Source organism: Stenotrophomonas sp. STEN063 (genome assembly GCF_056854515.1).
Genome location: NZ_JBXFWF010000064.1, coordinates 1 through 20991 on the forward strand (window position 1 = coordinate 1; position 20991 = coordinate 20991).

The 20991-nt window shown below is 62.8% G+C and carries 18 protein-coding genes; 10 read left to right on the plus strand and 8 right to left on the minus strand.

Annotated features, from left to right (window positions below):
- Positions 1 to 170: 170 nt before the first annotated feature.
- Positions 171 to 461: a GIY-YIG nuclease family protein gene (locus AC1VWL_RS15480; RefSeq protein ID WP_296246049.1), complete on the minus strand. Its 291-nt coding sequence runs from the start codon at positions 459 to 461 to the stop codon at positions 171 to 173.
- Between the two features lie 72 nt (positions 462 to 533).
- Complete coding sequence (prmB, locus tag AC1VWL_RS15485) at positions 534 to 1463, minus strand: 50S ribosomal protein L3 N(5)-glutamine methyltransferase (protein ID WP_296246048.1); 930 nt, start codon at positions 1461 to 1463, stop codon at positions 534 to 536.
- A gap of 215 nt (positions 1464 to 1678) precedes the next feature.
- Between prmB and AC1VWL_RS15490 the strand changes: the two genes are divergently transcribed.
- Both AC1VWL_RS15490 and asd read left to right on the plus strand, forming a co-directional pair.
- Positions 1679 to 2326, plus strand: a complete 648-nt coding sequence (locus tag AC1VWL_RS15490) for an SCO family protein (RefSeq protein WP_296246047.1) — start codon at positions 1679 to 1681, stop codon at positions 2324 to 2326.
- Positions 2323 to 3165, plus strand: a complete 843-nt coding sequence (gene asd / locus AC1VWL_RS15495) for an archaetidylserine decarboxylase (RefSeq protein WP_482987283.1) — start codon at positions 2323 to 2325, stop codon at positions 3163 to 3165. The genes AC1VWL_RS15490 and asd overlap by 4 nt, the downstream gene beginning before the upstream one ends.
- Before the next feature lie 184 nt (positions 3166 to 3349).
- Here the strand turns inward: asd and AC1VWL_RS15500 are convergent, their stop codons facing one another.
- Positions 3350 to 4927, minus strand: a complete 1578-nt coding sequence (locus AC1VWL_RS15500) for a transglycosylase SLT domain-containing protein (protein WP_482987284.1) — start codon at positions 4925 to 4927, stop codon at positions 3350 to 3352.
- A gap of 123 nt (positions 4928 to 5050) precedes the next feature.
- On the opposite strand from AC1VWL_RS15500, the gene AC1VWL_RS15505 reads away from it, so the two are divergent.
- Entirely contained in the window at positions 5051 to 6556 is a 1506-nt protein-coding gene (locus AC1VWL_RS15505) for a helicase HerA-like domain-containing protein (RefSeq protein ID WP_482987285.1), read from the plus strand.
- Between the two features lie 78 nt (positions 6557 to 6634).
- A complete protein-coding gene (locus AC1VWL_RS15510; protein WP_482987286.1) occupies positions 6635 to 7900 on the plus strand; it encodes a tetratricopeptide repeat protein in 1266 nt (421 codons plus the stop codon).
- A 209-nt stretch (positions 7901 to 8109) separates the two neighbouring features.
- Here AC1VWL_RS15510 and AC1VWL_RS15515 read toward each other — a convergent pair whose 3' ends face one another.
- Positions 8110 to 9558 carry a rhomboid family intramembrane serine protease gene (locus AC1VWL_RS15515; protein ID WP_482987287.1) on the minus strand — a complete coding sequence of 483 codons (1449 nt, stop codon included), beginning with the start codon at positions 9556 to 9558 and terminating at the stop codon, positions 8110 to 8112.
- Positions 9559 to 9661: 103 nt separating this feature from the next.
- Here AC1VWL_RS15515 and greB point away from each other — a divergent pair, with 103 nt between their 5' ends.
- Positions 9662 to 10162 (plus strand): transcription elongation factor GreB, encoded by a 501-nt coding sequence (gene greB, locus AC1VWL_RS15520; RefSeq protein WP_482987288.1) that lies wholly within the window; start codon positions 9662 to 9664, stop codon positions 10160 to 10162.
- Here the strand turns inward: greB and AC1VWL_RS15525 are convergent.
- Both AC1VWL_RS15525 and rimO read right to left on the minus strand, forming a co-directional pair.
- On the minus strand, positions 10149 to 10988 hold the full coding sequence (locus AC1VWL_RS15525) for a DUF3025 domain-containing protein (RefSeq protein WP_482987289.1): 840 nt from the start codon (positions 10986 to 10988) through the stop codon (positions 10149 to 10151). The two genes, greB and AC1VWL_RS15525, sit on opposite strands and share 14 nt — an antisense overlap.
- A complete protein-coding gene (gene rimO / locus AC1VWL_RS15530; protein ID WP_482987290.1) occupies positions 10985 to 12346 on the minus strand; it encodes a 30S ribosomal protein S12 methylthiotransferase RimO in 1362 nt (453 codons plus the stop codon). Before rimO ends, AC1VWL_RS15525 begins: the two co-directional genes overlap by 4 nt.
- A gap of 382 nt (positions 12347 to 12728) precedes the next feature.
- Here rimO and AC1VWL_RS15535 point away from each other — a divergent pair, with 382 nt between their 5' ends.
- Genes AC1VWL_RS15535 through AC1VWL_RS15545 form a run of 3 tightly spaced genes read left to right on the plus strand, consistent with a single transcriptional unit; the run spans position 12729 to position 14006 of the window.
- On the plus strand, positions 12729 to 13388 hold the full coding sequence (locus AC1VWL_RS15535; protein WP_481615029.1) for a dienelactone hydrolase family protein: 660 nt from the start codon (positions 12729 to 12731) through the stop codon (positions 13386 to 13388).
- Positions 13385 to 13807 carry an HIT family protein gene (locus AC1VWL_RS15540; protein WP_313494466.1) on the plus strand — a complete coding sequence of 141 codons (423 nt, stop codon included), beginning with the start codon at positions 13385 to 13387 and terminating at the stop codon, positions 13805 to 13807. Before AC1VWL_RS15535 ends, AC1VWL_RS15540 begins: the two co-directional genes overlap by 4 nt.
- 31 nt (positions 13808 to 13838) lie before the next feature.
- On the plus strand, positions 13839 to 14006 hold the full coding sequence (locus tag AC1VWL_RS15545) for a LiaI-LiaF-like domain-containing protein (protein WP_089153126.1): 168 nt from the start codon (positions 13839 to 13841) through the stop codon (positions 14004 to 14006).
- A 72-nt stretch (positions 14007 to 14078) separates the two neighbouring features.
- On the opposite strand, the gene dcd is transcribed toward AC1VWL_RS15545, so the two are convergent.
- Positions 14079 to 14651, minus strand: a complete 573-nt coding sequence (gene dcd / locus AC1VWL_RS15550; protein WP_282266583.1) for a dCTP deaminase — start codon at positions 14649 to 14651, stop codon at positions 14079 to 14081.
- Positions 14652 to 14826: 175 nt separating this feature from the next.
- Positions 14827 to 15684, minus strand: a complete 858-nt coding sequence (apbC, locus tag AC1VWL_RS15555; protein WP_481615028.1) for an iron-sulfur cluster carrier protein ApbC — start codon at positions 15682 to 15684, stop codon at positions 14827 to 14829.
- A 179-nt stretch (positions 15685 to 15863) separates the two neighbouring features.
- Between apbC and AC1VWL_RS15560 the strand changes: the two genes are divergently transcribed.
- Positions 15864 to 17897, plus strand: coding sequence for an alpha/beta hydrolase family protein (locus AC1VWL_RS15560; protein ID WP_482987291.1), 2034 nt, complete (start codon positions 15864 to 15866; stop codon positions 17895 to 17897).
- A 145-nt stretch (positions 17898 to 18042) separates the two neighbouring features.
- Positions 18043 to 20910 carry a TonB-dependent receptor plug domain-containing protein gene (locus AC1VWL_RS15565; RefSeq protein WP_482987292.1) on the plus strand — a complete coding sequence of 956 codons (2868 nt, stop codon included), beginning with the start codon at positions 18043 to 18045 and terminating at the stop codon, positions 20908 to 20910.
- Positions 20911 to 20991 lie beyond the last annotated feature (81 nt).

The window sequence follows — 20991 nt, forward strand, 5'->3', positions numbered from 1 at the left end:
GCTCTTGATTGTGCTCTTCCCTCACGCCAGCCAAGCAAAGGCCGGAGCCAGGGCCAGAGCGATTCCCGCCTTCGCGGGAATGACGGCTTCAAAAGCTAAGGGCCCGAAGCCAAAACCAAAACCAAAACCAAAGCCAAAGCCAAAGCCAAACCAAAACCAAAACCAAAACCCTACCCAATTATCTCTTCCCACAAATCCCGCCACTCGGGATTCACCTCTTCCACCAACCGCAACTTCCACTCCCGGTTCCACTTCTTCAGCTGCTTCTCGCGAAGAATCGCCGCTTCCATGCACCCGTGAAGCTCGTACCAGACCAGCTTGTCCACGCTGTAACGCTTGGTAAAACCATCCACCACATGCTGCCGGTGTTGCCAGGTCCGCGCCACCAGATTGCTGGTAACGCCGATGTAGAGCGTGCCGTGTTTCTTCGATGCCAGAAGATAGACGGCAGGTTGTTTCATTCACTCTCGCTCAAGAGCCAGAGCGATCCCCGCCTTCGCGGGGATGACGCGCCAAAACAAGAGCAGAGCGCATCACGCCCGAGCAGCTGCCAACTCGGCGATGCGCGCATGGTGTGCACGCAGCTCAGCCGCTTCGACAGCGAAGATGCCCATCTGCCCGACCTTGAACTCGATCCAGGACATGTAGACCTCGGGCAGCAGCTTGATCAGGTGCTGCTCGGAATCGCCTACTTCGCAGATCAACAGGCCGTCTTCGGTCAGGTGGTCCGGCGCATCGCGCAGGATCTTCAGCACCAGGTCCAGGCCGTCGTCGCCGGCACGCAGGGCCAGGTCGGGCTCGTGCTGGTATTCCTTCGGCAGCGCGTCGGTCTCGTCATTGGTGACGTAGGGCGGATTGGTGACGATCAGGTCGTAGACGCGGCCCTGCAGGCCAGCGAACAGGTCGCTCTTGACCAGTTCCACGTTGTGGGCGAGCAGGCGCTCCTTGTTCTCCACCGCCAGCGACAGCGCGGCGTCGTTGACGTCGCTGCCGTCCACCTGCCAGTTCGGATAGTAATGGCCCATCGCAATGGCGATGCAGCCCGAGCCGGTGCACAGGTCCAGCGCGCGGTTGACGTCACGTCCGGCCAGCCACGGCTCGAAGCCGCTGAGGATCAGCTCGGCGATCGGCGAACGCGGCACCAGCGCGCGCGAATCGCTCTTGAAGCTCAAACCCGCAAACCAGGCCTCGCCGGTCAGGTAGGCTGCCGGCTGGCGCTCGTCGATGCGGCGCTGGAACAGCGCCAGCACCTGCTGCCGCTCTTCCAGCAGCACCCGCGCCGTGCCATAGGCCGGGCCGAGGTCCGGCGGCAGGTGCAGGCTGTGCAGGGTCAGCTGGGTCGCCTCGTCCAGGGCATTGTCATAGCTGTGGCCGAAGGTCAGGCCAGCAGCATTGAAACGGCTTGCGCCGTAGCGGATCAGATCGACGATCGTTTGGAGTTCAGCGGCCGCTTCGGCAGTCATGGCAATACGGAAATACTTGAAAGGTCTGCGATTATAGGCACCTGGCCGGTATATTGATTGCCAAGTTGCAGCCGAAACTTCGGCAATGGCCCTCCAAACGGGTGCATACGCCCGCCAAACCGCCGGGGTGTACGCCTGCAATCCCCTACACTCCCGTATCCCGCCCGCGGCGGACCTCCCGTCCCGCCGCCGTATCCGAACGGAAGCCCGCGCGCATGTTCAATCGAAATACCGGCATCATCCTGGCCATCGCCCTGGCCGCCGGCCTCGGCCTGCTGCTGGCGCAGAAGGTCTTCGGCCCCTCCAACAAGGGCACGGACGGCACCAGCAGCATCATTTTCTATGGCACCCCGCGCACACTGCCGGAATTCGACCTGGCCCAGTCCGACGGCACCCGCCTGATCCCCGGTGAGCTGCGCGGCCATTGGACCCTGGTGTTCCTGGGTTTCACCTCCTGCCCGGACGTCTGCCCAACCACCCTGACCGAGCTGGCCCAGGCCCAGAAGCAATGGGAGACCATCCCCGACAGCCTGCGCCCGCGCGTGGTACTGGTCTCGGTGGACCCCGAGCGTGACACCCCCAACCGCCTGGGCGAGTACGCCCATGCCTTCCACAAGGACACCATTGCCGCCACCGCCGACGTGCCGTCGCTGGAGCGTTTTGCCACCTCGCTTGGCATGGTGTTCCAGAAGGCACCGGGCAAGCACTTCGAGCAGAACCCGGACGACTACAGCATGGACCACTCCGCCAGCATCGCCGTGCTCGACCCGCAGGGTCGGCTGGCCGGCCTGATGCGCCCCCCGTTCAACCCGCAGGCGATTGCCAGCGACCTGAAGAAGCTCACCGAGAAAACCGCACCATGAGTCTGGTTACAAGCCTCACCTATGTATTGCCGCACCGCCTGTTGTCGTCGATGGCCCGCTCGCTGGCCTATTCGCAGAACCCACGCATCTCGCGCTGGCTGATCGACACGGTATCGAGCAAGTTCAACGTCAATCTGGCCGAAGCCGCCAATCCGGACCCGCGCAGCTACCCCAGCTTCAACACCTTCTTCACCCGTGCGCTGAAGCCCGGCGCACGCGTGGCCGCGGCCGACCCACGCACCCTGACCATGCCGGCCGATGGCCGTATCAGCCAGCTGGGCCCGATCGAGGGTGGCCGCATCTTCCAGGCCAAGGGCCAGTCGTTCACCGCCGCCGAGCTGCTGGGCGACGCCGCCGACGCGGTCCCGTTCAACAACGGCCTGTATGCCACCGTGTACCTGTCACCGCGCGACTACCACCGCGTGCACATGCCGTGGACCGGCACCCTGCGCGAGACCGTGCACGTGCCCGGCCGGCTGTTCAGCGTGGGCACCGATGCGGTGGCCAATGTGCCGCGCCTGTTTGCCCGCAACGAGCGACTGGTCTGCCACTTCGACACCGATTTCGGGCCGATGGTGCAGGTGATGGTTGGCGCGCTGCTGGTCAGCGGCGTGGAGACGGTATGGAGCGGCGAGGAAATCCCCGCCTACGGCGACCGCATCACCCGCAAGGACTGGCGCGGCAAGGGCATCACCCTGGAACGCTTCGCCGAGATGGCACGTTTCAATTACGGCTCGACGGTGATCGTGCTGCTGCCGCCCGGCGTTGCCGACTTTGATCCCTCGCTGACGGCCGAGAGCCCGGTGCAGCTGGGTCAGGCGCTGGCGAAGCTGCGCTGACAGCCCCGCAGTCGCGGTGGGGGTGGCGTCATTTTGTAGGAGCGGCGTGAGCCGCGAAGCTGGGATAGCTTCAGTGGTCAGGGCTTCTGCAATCTGAGGATGTATCTGCTTCGCGGCTTACGCCGCTCCCACAAAAGCAGTGCCGGCACATACAAGAAGGGCGCCTTCCGGCGCCCTTTCTGTTTCAACGACCGCAGCCTTCCAGCTTCAGGCTTTGCCCGGGCTTGAGCGCGTAAGCCGGCGCGCGCAGGCCATTGGCGCGCGCCAAAGCCGGCACTTCGCACTGGAAGCGGTTGGCGATGGCGCCCAGCGTGTCTCCGCGGACAACCTTGTAGCTGCGCGCTGCCCGTCGTGCCGGTGCTGCCGGGCGCGGTGGCGGCGCGACAACAGGCGCAGCGGCCTGCGCTGCCTGCATCGCCTGCACATCGCCTACCGCGACGCTACCGGTAACCGTCGCCGCCGATGGCCGCTTGATCGCCGCATTCAGATCGGCCGTGATCAGCGCGCGGGCCAGGTCGGCACGCGGGCCGCTGACGCAGTAGCGGTTGTACAGGCCAGCAATGCGGGTGGTGACATTGATGGTGGTGCCGCCCGGAATCCAACCATCGGCCTCGTAACGCGGGTTGAGGTTGCGCAGCGCACGCATGTAACCGTCGCGGGTACCGGTGCTTCCCAGGCAGATGGTCAATTCGTAGATGGTGGTGGATTTGGCCAAGCGCAGCGTCGCCGGCTGTGCGTTGAGCTTGGGGAACTCGACGCCGTACTGCTGTGGGTGCAGGAAGATCCACGCCGCGGCGATCACCATCGGCACGTAATCCTTGGTCTCGCCCGGGAACTGGTTGTACGAGGTATCGGTCCAGAAGCTCTGTCCGCCAGTTTCGCGGTAAATACGCGCAGCACGGCCTTCGCCACCGTTGTAGGCAGCCAATGCGTACTCGATGTTCTTGTTGAGCCCACGCATGCGCTCATTCATGTAATCGGCGCTGGCACTGGCAGCGCTGCGCGGATCAAAGCGGGTATCGAAGCCGGTGCCATCCGGGCCCAGCCCGAAACGGCGGCCGGTGGCCGGCATGAACTGCATCAGCCCCGCCGCACCCACACGCGAGGACGCATGCACGCGGCCATTGGATTCCTTGGCCATGATGCCGAACAGCAGCGCTTCGGGCAGGCCGTCCTTCTCCCATTCGGGCCACATGATCCCGCGCAGGTTCATGTAGTTCTCGTAGCTGGTCAGCAGCGAGGGACGCATATCGGTGAGCCAGCGGCGGATGCCGGCCTGGATCGCCGGGTTGTACTCGACCATGTCGTCGAAGGCGTGCCGGTGGTCATTGAGCAATGCAGCTGCACGGGCGGCTTCGGGCACATCGGCCACCAGCGGCGCGATGTGGTCCGGATCGGCCTCCAATGGGCCACCGTCCTCGTCCTGCGCCTCGCCGTTGGCATCGGTCCGCTGCTTGAGCAGGCGCTTGTAGGTCGCCAGCAGATTGCTGACCTGGCAGCCCTTCTGTGCGATGCAGGCGCTGATCACGTCTTCCATGTCTTCCAGCGCGGCGTCGCCCTCGGCAGTGCCCTTGGGGTCGGCATTGGCAACCAGCACCAAGGCATCGCTGTAGCGCTTCTCGGCCACCGTCATCCGCGCCTCGATGGCATCAACCTTGACCTTGTCACGGGCGGAGATCGCCTGGGCGGCCGGAACCACGGTCAACAGCGAAGTCGCAACCAACATCGACCAGGCACGGGCAGAAAACAGGGATACGGGCATCAGCAGCACTGCATGACAAAGGTGAGGCAGGGTAGCTGGCGGACAGACCCGGGGGCAACATTGCCACCGCCGCGATACAGTCGGCCGTTAGAATCCTTCCTTCATTCATCAATGAGTGCCTCCATGGACCCGATCCTGCTCGGCAAAGGCGTCACCGACGACATCGCCGTCACCCTGCTTCCGCGCTTCGGCAACCGTCACGGCCTGGTGGCAGGCGCCACCGGTACCGGCAAGACGGTGACCTTGATGACGCTGGCCGAGGGTTTCTCGCGACTGGGCGTGCCGGTGTTCATGGCCGACGTGAAAGGCGACGTGGCCGGCCTTGCAGTTGCCGGCGAAGGCGGCGAGAAGCTGGCCCAGCGCGCCGCCGAGATTGGCGTCGACGGCTTCGCCCCGGCTGCCAGCCCGGTGGTGTTCTGGGACCTGTACGGCAAGCTCGGCCATCCGGTGCGCACCACCGTCAGCGAAATGGGCCCCACCCTGCTCGCCCGCATCCTTGAGCTCAACGACACCCAGTCCGGCGTGCTCGACATCGTGTTCAAGTTGGCCGACGACCGCGGCCTGCTGTTGCTGGACCTGGATGACCTGCGCGCCCTGCTCGGCCTGGTGGCCGAGGAGCGCAAGGACATCTCCACCGAATACGGCCTGGTCAGCGCGCAGTCGGTGGCGGCCATCCAGCGCTCGCTGCTGCGCCTGTCGCAGGACGGCGGCGAAGCCTTCTTCGGCGAGCCGGCACTGGAGCTGGCCGACATCATGCGGGTCAACCATGACGGCCGTGGCGTGGTCGGCATCCTTGCCGCCGCGCAGCTGATCCTCAAGCCGCGCCTGTACTCGACCTTCCTGCTGTGGCTGCTGTCCGAGCTGTTCGAGCAGCTGCCGGAAGTGGGCGACCTTGAGAAGCCCAAGCTGGTCTTCATCTTCGACGAAGCCCACCTGTTGTTCGACGATGCACCGCCGGCACTGGTGCAGCGTATCGAGCAGGTGGTGCGATTGATCCGCTCCAAGGGCGTGGGCGTGTATTTCTGCTCGCAGTTCCCGGATGACGTGCCCGGCAACATCCTTGGCCAGCTAGGCAACCGCGTACAGCACGCACTGCGCGCCTTCACCCCGCGTGACCAGAAGGCAGTCAAGACCGCGGCCGAGACCTTCGTGCAGAACCCCAAGCTCGACGTGGTCGCCAGCTTGTCGCAACTGGGCACAGGCGAAGCACTGGTGTCCACGCTGCAGGACAAGGGCATTCCCTCGCCGGTGCAGAAGACCCTTATCGCACCGCCACGCTGCCGGATGGGCTCGATCAGCGACGCCGAACGCAGCCAGGTACGCGCAGGCAGCCCGGTCGGCACCCGCTACGACACTGCCGTCAATCGCGAATCCGCAGCGGAGCTGCTGGCGCAGCGCGCGGAGAAAGCCGTCGAGCAGGTGCAGGCCCCGGCCGCCCGCACCCGCCAGCAGGATGAAGAACAGGAAGGCGGCTTCGGCCAGAGCATCAAGGACGCCATCTTCGGCACCAAGCGCCGCCAGGGCATGATCGAAACCATGGCCAAGCAGACCACCCGCACTGTCGGCACCAAGCTGGGCAACCAGATCGTACGCGGCATCCTGGGCAGCATCTTCGGCGGCAAGCGCTGAGTGTCCCAAGCGGGCCGGCCCATTGCCGGCCCGCTGGCGCAGCAGCCACAATCAGCCCCTGACTCACGGGGGAATGTCATGGAAGACCGCAAGCGTGGCGCGAATGCGCAACGCCTACAACCGTTCTGGCAACGACTGCCTGCGATCACGCTCTATCCTGTGCGTGGTTCGGCACTGTATTCGCTGATCGCACTCACCCTATGCACCTTGCTGACTTGGCTGCCAGCCATTGGTTGGTTGCTTGGCATCGTCACCTGGGTGGCGATCTACCGCTACGCCTTCGAGATCCTGCGCGAAACCGCAAACGGACGCATGGCCTCGCCGGAGAACACCCTCAACAGCAGCGATGGCACCGTCATCCGGCTATTGGGGTTGATGATATTGATGGGCGTCTTCGTGGTGACGGTGGCGATCTTCACCGGGCCTGTGATCGGTCTGCTGACACTCGGCGCGGTCGTCCTGCTGCAACCCGGCTGCGTGATCTCGCTGGCGATGGATGGCAGCCTGCGCCACGCTGCCAATCCAGTCACTTCGATCACCATCGCCTTCCGCATCGGCTGGCCCTACCTGGCCGCCTTCCTGCTGCTGTTCGTCATCCAGGCCAGCGCATTGACCGCTGGCCAATGGCTGCACACCTTCATGCCGCCCGTCGTTGGCGAGCTGGTGCTCAACCTCTTCAGCATCTGGGGCTTGTTCAGCGCCTTCCATCTGCTCGGCTATCTGGTCTACCAGTACCACGATGCGCTGGGCTTCGAACCGGAAGGTACGCACGACGCCTTTGCACGGCATGACCCGGACCAGAAACTGCTGGATGAAGCCGAACACTTCATCCGCGAAGGGCAGCCGGACGCCGCACTGGATGTGCTACGTGGCTCGGTACGCTCGCGTGCGGTCAGCCTGCCGGTACACGAGCTGTACCAGCGCCTGCTTCGCCGCAAAGGCGCATCGGATGCTTTGCGCGACCATGCCCGTCAGTACATCAGCCGCCTGCTGATCGAGAAGCACGAGCGCGAGGCGATGAACGTGTTGCGTGACATGCTCGAGGTCGACCCGGACTTTACCCCTGCCGAGCCGCAGCAGGCAGCGCATCTGGCCGAACGCGCCCGCCTCGGCGGCCAGCTGCAACTGCAGATGGATACCTTGCGCGCGATGTTCAAGGCATGGCCGCGCGCACCTGATGCACCACAGTGGGCCTTGCAGGCCGCCCTGTTGCTGGGCGAACGTTACAACCGCGACGCCGAAGCACTGCAACTGATCGAAGATGCGCTGCAACGCTGCGAAGACGATGAGCAACGCCGCAAGCTCGAGGCCGCCAAGCGGGCACTACAGACCAGCCCAGCCTGAAACACCTCGTAATCGCGCCACCTCATGCAGCGACCGTAGCCCGGGTAAGCGCAGCCGCGATCGCTGGCGACCGACCAGGTGTTCCTGGCCCCCTTGCCTCCCGGGTGCGCTGCGCTTACCCGGGCTACGGGCGGAGCCGCCGCGCGGGCTCGCAGCGGCAGACACCTGCCACACGCCGTTCCGCCCGGAAAACGAACCCTGCAGGTCGCTTATTCGTTCTCCAGCAGGAACCGAGCCTTGCCAGCTTGTGGCGTGGTGGAGAAGCGCTGCTGCAGCAGCTCCAGCAAGCGCCGGCGCTGCGCATGCGCATGGGCCTCGCCGTGCCGCAATGCCAGCCGCAACCAACCCTGCGCCTGCAGCTCGGCGGCCAGTTGAATGGCCTGCTCCCACACTGCCTCGGCTTCCTGCAGCCAGCCGGCCTTGAGGCAGCGCTCGAACGCTGGCTGCGCAAGCTCGGCAACCCCGCCATCGGCCAGCAGCTGCTTCACGATGCCGCGCTGTGCAGCGAGGGCTGACGCATCATCCGCATCCAGCCGCAATACATCGGCGGCACGCGCCCGCATCTCGGCACTATTGCCGGCATTGGCAGCCACCCGGTAGCGCGCCAAGGCAATATCCAACCGTTGTGGTTGTTCGACCGCCAGCGCACTCAACACGCGCTCGGCAGCCGCATTTTCAAGACGACCCATGTAGTACTGGGCCTGCTCCCAACGCTGATCGTCGACCGACACCTCGCTGTCGTCCGCCATATAGTCCTCGCGGGTCTGCCGGCCCAGCACCAGCACGCCACCCAGCAACGCACCGCAGATCAGCCCACCAGCGTGCGCGTCGAAGCCAATGCCTGCTTCATCATTGGTCAGCAGGTTGAACACCTCCCAGCCCAACCACAACGGCAACAGCCAGATCGCCGGCGCGCGCACATAGTCGAAGATCACCCCGAACCAGTAGAAGAAGCGCACCGGGCGCATTCCCCAGACCACGCAGAACGCCCCCATCACCGCTGCGATGGCACCGGATGCGCCGAGCCCGCCGCCGACTTCGCCCCAGCGCCACAACACGCTGGCCACACTGGAACCCATCGCTCCCAACAGATACAGGCCGAGAAAGCGCCAGCCCCCGAGCGCGCCTTCCAGCAACAGGCCAAGTACCACCAGGAACAGCATGTTGCCCAGCAGATGCATCACGCTGCCGTGCAGGAAGGCGGCTGACAGCAATCGCCGCGGCGACCATTCCGAACTGCGCAGGATATGTCGCAGGGTGAATACCTGGTCCAGCTGCGCCTGGTACTCGCGGCGCAATGGCGCCCATGCCGCCTGTTCGTCTTTCGACTCGAACAGGCCACCACTCTCCAGCGCTCGCTGGAACGCAACATCGCTCAAGGTCGCCATGCCAACGTAGCGGCCCCGCTGCCCTGCCGGAATTGATTCCAGTTCGGCCAAGGCATCGCCCTGCGCAGTCATACGCAGATGCTTCTCGTAGACGGGCAGCTCGTATTCGGCCAGTCCGGACTGCTGGTACCAGTCCTGCGCCGCCTGCACCTTCTGCTCATCACCAGCCTGCCAGGCGAAAAACACGTAGATATTGATCAGCACCAGCAACACGGTTACCAAGGGCAGCGTGCTCAGGTTAAGCGGTTTGTGCAGCGGCAGGATCAACATCGACCGGACTTCCTTGTCAGAGAACGCAGAGCTTCAGCCATGGATTGGCCTTGCGCAAGCAAGCCCGGCTACCATGCCGGCATCCACGCAACGCATGACCGCAATGAGCCGCTGGCGTCCCCCCGCAGAAAAAAGCACCGCCCTGATCACCGCCCAGGGCCATGCCCGGCTCAAGGCCGAGCTGGATGAATTGTGGCGGCAACGTCGGCCGGAAGTGGTCAAGGCGCTGGCAGCAGCCGCCGCCGAAGGTGATCGCTCGGAGAACGCCGAGTACACCTACCGCAAGAAGCAGCTGGGTGAAATCGACCGCCGCGTGCGCTATCTGAGCAAGCGACTGGAAGCCCTGCGCGTGGTCGACACCACACCCAACGATCCGGAAGCCGTGTTCTTCGGCGCGACGGTGGAGCTGGAGAATGTCGATTCCGGGCAGACCGTCATCTACCGGATCGTCGGTCCCGATGAGACCGATGCACCGGCTGGTTGGATCAGCATCGATTCGCCATTGGCGCGGGCATTGCTGAAAAAGCGCATCGACGATGAGTTCGCGGTGGAGCTGCCGAGCGGCCTGACCCGCTTCGCGATCATCGACGTCAACTACGGCTGAGCCTGAGCGGCACCGGATAGGCGCGACCTTCGCGTAACGGACGGAAGTAGTCGGTCAATTGGTAAAAGACCGCATCTTGGGGCGCATGCCAACCGGGGATGCCGGCCAGCGGCAGTGGACGCAGCTCGGCGGGGTCCGCAAGCAAACTGGCGTCTTCGATTGCTGCAGCCACTGCGGCAACGCAGGCCACGTCGTCATCGCCAACGACCACCAGGCACTTTCCGACGAGAAGGCGTTCGGGCAGCAACGCCTGCTCCATCAGCGCATGGCCAATCACCGCGCAGACCGCGATATCGCCTGCGTGCCACCCATCCGGATTGAACAGCGCTGACCAGTCATGCCGATCCCATGCCGCCAGCACGCCCGCATCGCGCACACGCACGATCAGCCCGGTTTCATCGAACTGGGTCAATGCAGCCTGCGCGCGATTGCGCTGGCTTGCCCCCATCACTGCGATATGCCGGCACTGCTGCGCGTTGAGCGCGCGTTTGATGGCGAAGTGACGTGCCCACACCATCGCGTTGAACAGGTCATGCCAGTTCTGCTCGCGGGTGGCGATACGGCCCTGTGCAATACGCTGCTCGTAGTGCAGGCCGTCGGCCAGCAACGCCTCGTCCTGGGCGACAAAGCGCTTGCCTTGCACGGGCAACTGCACAGTGAGTGCATCGATGCCCGGCCAATCGGCAGCCCGCATCAACGTCTCGAAATCACGGAAGTCCGCGAACAGCGGATGATCAAAGCACTGCGATTCAACCTGCCCGCGCAATGGCGCTACAAAACGACGCCGGCCCACGCCGGCATCGCTTGCGGCCGCTGCGGCGGTCACAGCACCTTGAGGTCGAACGGTGCTGCCCTGGTTTCGATCAGCGCATCGCCGAACAGATCGTGCTCGTCGCTGTCGGTGATCTCGACGTTGACGAACTCGCCCACGCGCAGTTTGGCTTCGGTGGCATTCTGGATGTGCACCAGACCGTCGATTTCCGGTGCATCGGCCTTGGAGCGCGCCACGGCGATGCCGTCTTCGATGGCATCGACCAGGCATTGCTGCACGCTGCCGATCTTGGCTTCGAGCTTGGCGGCGGAAATGGCCGCCTGCTTTTCCATGAAACGGGCAAGACGCTCCTGCTTCACTTCTTCAGGCACCGGGTCCGGCAGCTGGTTGGCGGTTGCACCTTCCACCGGCGAGTAGGCGAAGGCGCCAACGCGATCGAGCTGGGCGGTGTCGAGGAAGTCCAGCAGCTGCTCGAACTCGGTATCGGTCTCGCCCGGGAAGCCGACGATGAAGGTCGAACGCACGGTGATCTGCGGTGCGATCTCGCGCCAGCGCAGCACGCGTTCCAGGGTCTTGTCGACCGCACCCGGGCGCTTCATCAGCTTGAGGATGCGCGGGCTGGCATGCTGGAACGGAATATCCAGATACGGCAGGATCTTGCCCTCGGCCATCAACGGCACCACGTCGTCGACGTGCGGGTACGGATAGACGTAGTGCAGGCGGGTCCAGGCATCGAGCTCGGACAGGCCTTCGCACAGCGCCTTCATGCGCGTGGCGTATTCCTTGCCGCGCCAGGTACCCGGCGCGTACTTGCGGTCCACGCCATACGCCGAGGTGTCCTGCGACACCACCAACAGTTCACGTACGCCACCCTTGACCAGGCGCTCGGCCTCACGCAGCACCTCGTCGACCGGGCGCGATACCAGGTCGCCACGCATCGAGGGGATGATGCAGAAGCTGCAACGGTGGTTGCAGCCTTCGGAAATCTTCAGGTAAGCGTAGTGACGCGGGGTCAGCTTGATGCCGTAATCGGGCACCAGGTCGACGAACGGATCGTGCTTGGGCGGCAGTGCGGCGTGCACCGCTTCCATCACCGTGGTGTAGTCCTGTGGACCGGATACCGACAGCACGTCCGGGTAATGCTCGCGGATCATGTCGCCCTTCTTGCCCAGGCAGCCGGTGACGATGACCTTGCCGTTCTCGTTCATCGCCTCGCCGATCGCGTCCAGCGATTCCGCCACGGCCGAGTCGATGAAGCCACAGGTATTGACCACCACCACGTCGGCCGAGTCGTAGGACGGCACGATGCTATAGCCCTCCACCCGCAGCTGGGTGAGGATGCGCTCGGAATCGACTAGGGCCTTCGGGCAGCCAAGGCTGACGAAGCCGACTTTGGGGTTCAGCTGGGACATGATCTGGAAATCCTGGGGCCGGGCCGGAATGGCAGCGAGGCCGGAAAGCCGGGCAGTATACCGGGCCGAAGGCGCGACGCCCTGCGGCTGGCTTAATACGCGAGAGAGCTGATAATCAGTCTCATCTTGGCAACAACTAACTAGAGCCCCTCTCCCGCTTGCGGGGTGAAAGAGGGGGCGCTTACGAACCACCGGTTCGTGCCCTGTTGAACGCCCTTGCGCCAGCGCAAGGGCCGGGGCGCGGAGCGGGGGTTGGGGTGAGGGGAAGCTTCCAGCAAGCAGACCCCGCTCCAAAAGCTCCCCTCATCCGCCCCTGCGGGGCACCTTCTCCCGCAGGCGGGAGAAGGAACACCGCCTTTCGCCCCTTACCCCGGAGCCCCCAATGCCCAACTGGATCACCCTCCCCACCCCACTCGGCCCGGTCCGCGCCTGGCAGGCCCTGCCCTCCGGCAGCCCACGCGCCGGCTTGGTGGTGATACAGGAAATCTTCGGCGCCAACGCGCATATCCGCCATGTCGCCGAGCAGTACGCCGCCGAGGGCTATGCGGTGCTGGCGCCCTCCTTCTTCGACCTGATCGAACCGGACCTGCAGCTGGACTATGACGCGGACGGCGTCAGCCGCGGCAAGGCGCTGGTCGACGAGCTGGGCGTGGACCGCGCGGTAACCGTGGTCGAAGCCGCCGCAGAGGCTTTGGCGCCCTACGGCAAGGTCGGCACGGTCGGCTATTGCTGGGGCGGCACCATCGCCATGTTGGCTGCGCAACAGCTGGGCTTGCCCTCGGCCAGCTACTACGGCGCACGCAACGTGCCGTTCCTGGATACAGCGTTCAAAGCCCCGGCCATCTTCCACTTTGGCGACCAGGACGCTTCGATCCCGGCAGCCGCCGTTGCAGCGCACCGTGAAAAGCAACCCGACTTGCCTGTATATGTCTATCCAGCCGACCACGCCTTCAACCGCGAGGTCGGCATGCACTACCACCCAGCCAGCGCCGACCTGGCGCGCGAACGCACCTTGGCCTTCTTCAGCGAGAACCTGCGATGACCGAAGCTGTGACGTCCGATTTCGTACTTGATACCCGCCTTGCTGCCGACAGCGTGCTGATTGCCGATGGCCCCCTGTCGCAGATCCGCTTGATGAACGACGACCGCTTCCCCTGGGTCGTGCTGGTACCGCGTGTGCCCAATGCCAGCGAGTGGATCGACCTGGACGGTGCCCAGCAACGCCTGCTGCTCGCCGAGATCAACCAGATCTCCCAGCACCTCAAGCACAAGCCCAATGTCAGCAAGATCAACATCGGTGCGCTCGGCAATATCGTGCGCCAGCTGCACGTGCATCTGATCGGCCGCAACGAGAACGACGCCGCTTGGCCGGGCCCGGTCTGGGGCAGCGGCAAGGCACAGCGTTTCGATCCGGAGGTGCTGGCCCAACGTGTCGAAATCTGGCGCCAGCGGCTACGATAAGCACCTTCTCCCTTACGGACTCCGCAAGCCGATGCGCTCCAATCTGATCGCCGCCCTGATCCTGATCATCGTTGGCCTGTTTTTCCTGGCCAAGAACCTCGGCTGGATCAACGGCAACATCGGCAGCATGCTCGCCACCTGGTGGCCGGCCATCCTGGTGGCTGTCGGTATCGGCATGTTGTTCGGACGCGGCAAATAAGCCGCACCGCCGGATCCTGCACAAAGAAAAAGGCGCCTCACGGCGCCTTTTTCATTTCAGCCCAGGCCGCACTCAGGTGCGCGGCAGGGTGACGCCGGTCTGGCCCTGGTACTTGCCGCCACGATCCTTGTACGAGGTCTCGCAGATGTCGTCCTTGTCGGCCTGGAAGAACAGCATCTGCGCCACGCCCTCGTTGGCATAGATACGTGCCGGCAGCGGCGTGGTGTTGGAGAATTCCAGCGTCACGTGGCCTTCCCATTCCGGCTCCAGCGGGGTCACGTTGACGATGATGCCGCAGCGCGCATAGGTGCTCTTGCCCAGGCACACCACCAGGGTGTCGCGCGGGATGCGGAAGAACTCCACCGTGCGTGCCAGCGCGAACGAATTCGGCGGGATGATGCACTCATCGGCCTCGATGTCGACGAAGCTCTTCGGGTCGAAGTGCTTGGGGTCGACGATGGTCGAGTTGATGTTGGTGAACACCTTGAACTCACGCGAGCAACGCACGTCGTAGCCATAGCTGGAGGTGCCGTAACTGACGATGCGCTGGCCATCCACCTGCTTGACCTGGCCGGCTTCGTACGGCGCGATCATGCCGTGCTGTTCGGACATTTGGCGGATCCAACGGTCGCTCTTGATGCTCATTCAGTGATCCTGTTCACGTTGTGCCGCAGCATGCCTGCGGCCGGGGGTGGTCGATTCTAGCCTAGAGCCGGCCAAGGGCCGGCAAGCAATCGCCTGCCAGCAACTTCTGCACATTCAATCTATATGAGAAAGGCCCGCATAACGGGCCCTCCCTGCCACCGCGCTGGCAGCTGCCTCAGATCAACGAGGACAGGATCGGAATGCTGGCGCGCGGGCGCTTGGCCAATTCCTCGGCCATCCGCTGCGCCGCCGCCATATAGGCATTGGCCGCGGCCGAATCGGGCTGCGCAACCACGATCGGCGCACCCACATCGCCCTGCTCACGAATGCCGATGTCCAACGGCAGCGAGCCCAGCAACGGCACTCCGTACTGCTCGGCCATGCGCTGGCCGCCGCCCTCGCCGAACAGATGCTCGACGTGGCCACAGTTGCTGCAGGTATGGACAGCCATGTTCTCGACGATGCCGAGCACAGGAACCTCGACCTTTTCGAACATATTCAATGCCTTGCGCGCATCCAGCGTGGCAATGTCCTGCGGCGTGGTAACGATCACCGCGCCGGCCACCGGGATCTTCTGCGACAAGGTCAACTGGATGTCGCCGGTACCCGGCGGCAGATCGATCAGCAGGAAGTCCAGGTCGCCCCACAGCGTGTCGTTGAACAGCTGGGTCAGTGCGGAAGTGGCCATCGGCCCACGCCAGATCATCGGGGAGTCCGGCTCGATCAGGAAACCGATCGACATCGCCTCGACCCCGAACGCCCGCAGCGGCTCGATGGACTTGTTGTCCGGGCTCTCCGGCCGCCCGCTCAGGCCCAGCATGGCCGGCACGCTGGGGCCGTAGATATCGGCATCCAGTACCCCGACCTTGGCACCCAGTGCTTTCAGCGCCAAGGCCAGATTCACCGCCGTGGTGGACTTGCCTACCCCGCCCTTGCCCGAACCGACCGCAATGACATTGCGGATACGTGAATGGGGGGAGAGCCCCTTCTGCACACGATGGGTGGCTGGGCGGGACTGATCGTAAAGCTGCATGACGTGAAAGATTCAAAAAAAGTTGGTCGCGATAGTGCCACACCCAACTTCCGCAAGAGAAAACGAAGGCTCCCACGTAGTGAGGGCCCACAGCATTGACGAAAATACAGCATTCATTCATCTTCGACGCAAATGTGCCACGACTCGGCACATAAGCCACAGCCAAGGACGTCACATCGATGAAACAACTCAAGTGCGCCAAGTTTGCCCTCGCAGCTAGCATTGTGCTGGCTGCGACAACAGTCCAAGCCGCTCCAACCCCCTTACCGACGGAGAGTTTTGCAAAGATCCCAGCAATTCAGTCTGTGACAATGAGCGCCGATGGCAAAAGACTCGTCGCCATCATCGCCGCGCCAGGCAGCAACAATGGCGATACCGCACTGGCCAACTGGGACATGGACAAGCTGGGCAACGGCCCCACTGCAATCACCCCCTCAGGCGATCGAATGAAATTCATTGCCGCCAGCGCCCTCAAGGCAGGAAAAACGCTGGTCATTGGCCGTCAAGAATTCACCGGACAATTGTCAGGCTGTGGCGAGGGCAACTCCACTGGCGCCACCAAGACCTTCCTGACCAAAGCCTATCTGACAGACCCGAGCCAAACGAAGTTCGACGAAGCGTTCGCCGACAACACCCGCAAGCTCGGAGTCAGCGAGCAGACACAACGTTGCCTGGAGTTGGCCGGTTCTGCATCGCTGGTTCACTCGCTTCCGCTTGATCCTGAGAAAGTCATCATCTCGCAGATGAATGAACTGACTTTGTCAGCGAACTACTATCTGTTCAACCTGGCCACTGGAAAGACCGAACTACTGTTCCGCGGCGGAACCCGTGCTGCACCAGGCCTCTTCCACCCGCGGAATGGCGAACTCCTGACCCGCAGCCAGATCGAACCACTGGGATCGAATGACTATGAGCAGCAGATCCTGATCAAGAACAAGGGCAACGGACAGTTTGACAAGCACGACGCCCTTACAACCAAGCTCAGCGACCGCTACACCATGGAAGTGGCCGGAATCGATGACGCTACGGGCAAGCTCTACATTCTCACTGACAAGTTCTCTGATCAGGTCCAGGCATGGCAGTACGACCCCGCAACCAAAACCTTTGACAAGGAGCCACTGGCGGCCCACCCGCAGTATCCGATCGGCAACCTGATCCTCGGCACGCGCCCCAGCAATTTCAATCAGGTCCTGGGCTTTTACGTAGACGGTCCGCGCCGCGAGGCCGTGTACGTCGATCCACAGATGAAGGCATTGAGCGACAGCCTGAAGCAGGCCTATCCTGGACAGTACGTCGCCATTACAGGCTACAACGACGACCTGTCCAGGGTGCTCTACACCACCAGCAGCGCAAGCAAACCGACCTCCTACTTTGTCCTTGCAGACAAAAAGAGCGTTACCCAACTGGGTAGCGAACGCCCTTGGGTGGATAGCAGCCAGATCGGCGAGCAACGCTGGATCACCTACACAGCGCGTGACGGCCGCAAGATTCCGGCCATTCTTGACCTGCCAGCAGGCTGGAAAGAAGGCGATGCCGCTCTACCGGCGCTCGTGCACCCGCACGGCGGTCCGTGGGCTCGTGACTACACGGGTTGGGACGCATCCGGCTGGGTACCGTACTTCACATCCCGCGGCTACGCGGTAGTTCGTCCACAGTACCGCGGCAGCACCGGCTTCGGCCGCGACCACTGGATTGCAGGCGACAAGCAGTGGGGCCTGACCATGCAGGACGACAATGATGATGCGGCCGCATGGCTGGTCTCCCAGGGCATTGCAGCAAAGGACCGCATTGCCATCTTTGGATATTCATATGGCGGCTTTGCCGCAGCAGCAGCGACAGTTCGCAACCCATCCCCGTTCCAATGTGCTATTGCTGGCGCCCCGGTAACCGATCTGGCACGCCTTGGCGTCTCGTGGAGCGAGAATCGCCTCCAGCGCATCCTGCAGGGACAGACGGTCAAGGGCATGGACCCCATGCAGCACACCGCCAACGCCAATATCCCAGTCCTGCTCTACGTGGGTGACCGCGACGTCCGCACGCCGGCATTCCATGCCCGCGGCTTCTACAACGCAGTCCAAGGGAAGGTAGCAGCCAAGTTCGAATTGATCCCGGACATGCCCCACAGCATGCCGTGGTACCCCAGGCACTACCAGGCAACGCTCCCGTTGATGGAAAGCTTCCTGCGTAGTGACTGTGGTCCGAACGGGCTTTGACCCCCTCCCCAGCCCTTCGCGTCGCGAAGGGCTGAACGGGCGTTCAACAAAAATAGTTACAAATGCTTGATATTCACCTTGCATTTACATTACTAGCTACCTAGACTCGGTTAACCGAAACATAACAAGACGGGGAAAAAGCAGTATGCGCAAAGAAAACGGACACACTTCGCCAATTCGCCTGCCTCTGACGCTTGCAGTTCTGGCCTGCCTCCAGGCGGCTCCCGCCTTCGCACAAGAAGCAGCAACCACAGAGAGCGACAAGTCAAGTCAGCAGCAGACAAAGGCCGGGGCTACAGACCTTGACAAGGTAACCGTCACCGGGTCCCTGCTTCGCCGCGCCGACTACGACACGATTTCCCCCGTCTTTACCATCGACACCGAAACCAACACGGCACAAGGCCAGGTCAACGTTGGCGAGTTCCTGCAGAAGTCCGCCATCGGCGCTGCCGAAACACAGATCACCCACCAGTTTGGTGGCTTCGTGGTTGATGGCGGTACTGGCGTACAGACCTTCTCGCTGCGTGGACTTGGCGCCAATCGCACCTTGGTACTGCTCGACGGCCAGCGTCCTGGCCCGGCAGGCACCCGTGGTGCAGTGGGCGCGTTCGACCTGAACGTCATCCCGACTGCCATTCTGCAGCGCGCTGAGATTGTGAAAGACGGTTCGTCTTCGATCTACGGCTCCGACGCGGTCGCTGGCGTGGTCAACCTGATCACCAAGAAGAATTTCGAGCGCCCTGAACTGACCGTCACCTCCCGCATCCCACAGCACGGTGGTGGCGAAGTATTTGCCGCCTCGCTGGCCAACGGCTGGAACTTCGAAAAGGGCAGCGTCGTCGCCGCCGTCGAGTGGTACCGCCATAACGAACTGACCCGCGGTGAGCGAGACTTCCTCAAGTGCTCGGAAGATCTGGTCACGGATGCGGACGGCAACCGTATCGACCGCACGGATGCCTCGATCTACGGCCCGCGCCCGTTCTGTCTCAACATGCAACACAATTACATCGCGGAATACGGCACCGCGAAGGTTTGGGTACCTACTGCAGACGGCAGCACAAACGGTCCGTTCGCTGGCTATGCTCCAAGACAGGACAAGACCTACGCAAACGGAAGCACCCAGGCCTATACGCAGATCCCATCCAACTTCAGTCGTTGGGGCGAAGCGCACATCATCAACCGCCAGGAGCGTAAATCCGCTTACTTGGCAGCTGATTTCGGCTTCGATTCGTTCAATTGGAAGAGCCAGTTCCTCTACAACCAGCGCGACACTGAAAACTTCAGCTGGCGTCAGTTCTTCCCGTACCTGGAAGCACCGGGCACCGCAAACGGAATCGCTCAGCCGGTCATGCCGTTCAAGTCCATCACCCAGGTCCAGGTGGACTATTATTATCTGGCCAACAAGCTCGATGGTCTGTTTGCCGGTACGGACTCCTGGGGCTGGGAAGTCAATGCGAACTACAGCCGCTCTAGCGGCACCTATCGCAACCTGGGCATTGACACTCGCCTGACTGGCGACCTCAACTATGACAACAGCGGTACGCCCGCCGGGAATTTCTTCGACCCGGGCTATCTGAGTGGCGCCAAGGTTGATGAGCTGGTTGACATCCTCGGCATCTGGCATACGGGTAAGACCACCTATGATCAGGCCACCGTCAATGCAGTTTTCAGCGGTGAATTGTTCGACCTGCCAGCAGGCGCTGTGGGGATGGCTGCCGGCCTGGAGTACCGCTACTACAAGATTGACGACCAACCGAGCCAGGTCTCGCGCGATGGGTTCATCTGGGGCTCCTCCAGCGCCGATGTCACCAAGGGCGATGACAAGGTGAAGGAAGCGTTCGTGGAATTGGAGGTGCCGCTGCTCAAGGGCATCACGGGCATCGAGTCGCTGACCGCCAATGCTTCCGGACGTGTGTTCCAGTACGACTCGGTCGATGGGTCCGACAGCGTGTGGAAGGTCGGCCTGAGCTGGCAGATCAATTCCGCGTTCCGTGTTCGCGGCACATTGGGCACCTCGTATCGCGCCCCGGGCTTGTATGAGCTGTACCTTGGTAACCAGACCGGGTTCCTGGGACAGACCGCCATCGACCCTTGCATCCGCTGGGGTGAAACGAACAATGACCAATTGGCGGCAAACTGCGGCTCCTTGGGTATTGCTCCCGACTATGCAGGCAATGGCTCCAGCGCAACGATTTACACCAGTGGTGGCGCAGGCCAGCTGAAACCGGAAACCTCGCGTGCCAAGAGCGTCGGCCTGGTCTTCACGCCATCGTTTGCAAATCTGAATGTAGCAATTGACTACTTCGACTATGAAGTAAATGACCAGATTGCCTCTCTGGATGCGGCCGACATCGTCGGTGGCTGCTATGGCTCAGCGTCGTTCCCGAACAAGTTCTGCGACCTGATGACCCGCAACCCTTCCACTGATCCGAATGAACCTTTCCGGATTACCGAAGTGCATGCGCAGTACATCAACATCAACAAGCAGCGCACCCGTGGCTGGGACTTGACGGCAAACTGGGAACACGAGTTCGGTTTCGGCAAGTTTGCGGTGGATACGCAGGTCACCTACACGCTGGAAGACGTGATGCAGTTGTTCGACAGCGCGGAGGCCAGCGGCCTGAGCAATTCGGACCAGCTGGGCTTCATTGGCCGTCCGGATCTGGTCGCCAATCTTGGGCTGACCTTCAAGCGTGGTGATTGGGCCTTCAACTGGTTGACCTCGTACATCGGTGAAACCAAGAACAAGGACCTGTCGGAAAAGTTCACCTATCTCGGCCGCCCGGACTCCTACCGCGACATCACTGCTGACGCTCGCTACTACCACACTGCTTCGATGACGTACGACCAGTCGGACTGGCAGATTCTGGTTGGCGTCGCCAACGTGTTCGATGCCAAGCCGGCATCGATCTCGACCGGCGCCGGCACGCGTTACGGCAATGTGCCTGCCTTCGCGACGCAGTACGACTACTACGGCCGCACCCCGTTCGTGCGTCTGAAGTACAAGTTCTGACTTCCAGCCTGTAGTAGGTTCCAAAAAAAGGAGGCGACCCAGGTCGCCTCCTTTTTTGCATCAAGGCTATCGCAGCGCCGC

Bases quoted from the DNA above. Each gene is read 5' to 3' on its own strand.
- AC1VWL_RS15480 (WP_296246049.1), bottom strand. From the start codon at position 461: ATGAAACAACCTGCCGTCTATCTTCTGGCATCGAAGAAACACGGCACG.
- prmB (WP_296246048.1), bottom strand. From the start codon at position 1,463: ATGACTGCCGAAGCGGCCGCTGAACTCCAAACGATCGTCGATCTGATC.
- AC1VWL_RS15490 (WP_296246047.1), top strand. From the start codon at position 1,679: ATGTTCAATCGAAATACCGGCATCATCCTGGCCATCGCCCTGGCCGCC.
- asd (WP_482987283.1), top strand. From the start codon at position 2,323: ATGAGTCTGGTTACAAGCCTCACCTATGTATTGCCGCACCGCCTGTTG.
- AC1VWL_RS15500 (WP_482987284.1), bottom strand. From the start codon at position 4,927: ATGCCCGTATCCCTGTTTTCTGCCCGTGCCTGGTCGATGTTGGTTGCG.
- AC1VWL_RS15505 (WP_482987285.1), top strand. From the start codon at position 5,051: ATGGACCCGATCCTGCTCGGCAAAGGCGTCACCGACGACATCGCCGTC.
- AC1VWL_RS15510 (WP_482987286.1), top strand. From the start codon at position 6,635: ATGGAAGACCGCAAGCGTGGCGCGAATGCGCAACGCCTACAACCGTTC.
- AC1VWL_RS15515 (WP_482987287.1), bottom strand. From the start codon at position 9,558: ATGTTGATCCTGCCGCTGCACAAACCGCTTAACCTGAGCACGCTGCCC.
- greB (WP_482987288.1), top strand. From the start codon at position 9,662: ATGAGCCGCTGGCGTCCCCCCGCAGAAAAAAGCACCGCCCTGATCACC.
- rimO (WP_482987290.1), bottom strand. From the start codon at position 12,346: ATGTCCCAGCTGAACCCCAAAGTCGGCTTCGTCAGCCTTGGCTGCCCG.
- AC1VWL_RS15535 (WP_481615029.1), top strand. From the start codon at position 12,729: ATGCCCAACTGGATCACCCTCCCCACCCCACTCGGCCCGGTCCGCGCC.
- AC1VWL_RS15540 (WP_313494466.1), top strand. From the start codon at position 13,385: ATGACCGAAGCTGTGACGTCCGATTTCGTACTTGATACCCGCCTTGCT.
- AC1VWL_RS15545 (WP_089153126.1), top strand. From the start codon at position 13,839: ATGCGCTCCAATCTGATCGCCGCCCTGATCCTGATCATCGTTGGCCTG.
- dcd (WP_282266583.1), bottom strand. From the start codon at position 14,651: ATGAGCATCAAGAGCGACCGTTGGATCCGCCAAATGTCCGAACAGCAC.
- apbC (WP_481615028.1), bottom strand. From the start codon at position 15,684: ATGCAGCTTTACGATCAGTCCCGCCCAGCCACCCATCGTGTGCAGAAG.
- AC1VWL_RS15560 (WP_482987291.1), top strand. From the start codon at position 15,864: ATGAAACAACTCAAGTGCGCCAAGTTTGCCCTCGCAGCTAGCATTGTG.
- AC1VWL_RS15565 (WP_482987292.1), top strand. From the start codon at position 18,043: ATGCGCAAAGAAAACGGACACACTTCGCCAATTCGCCTGCCTCTGACG.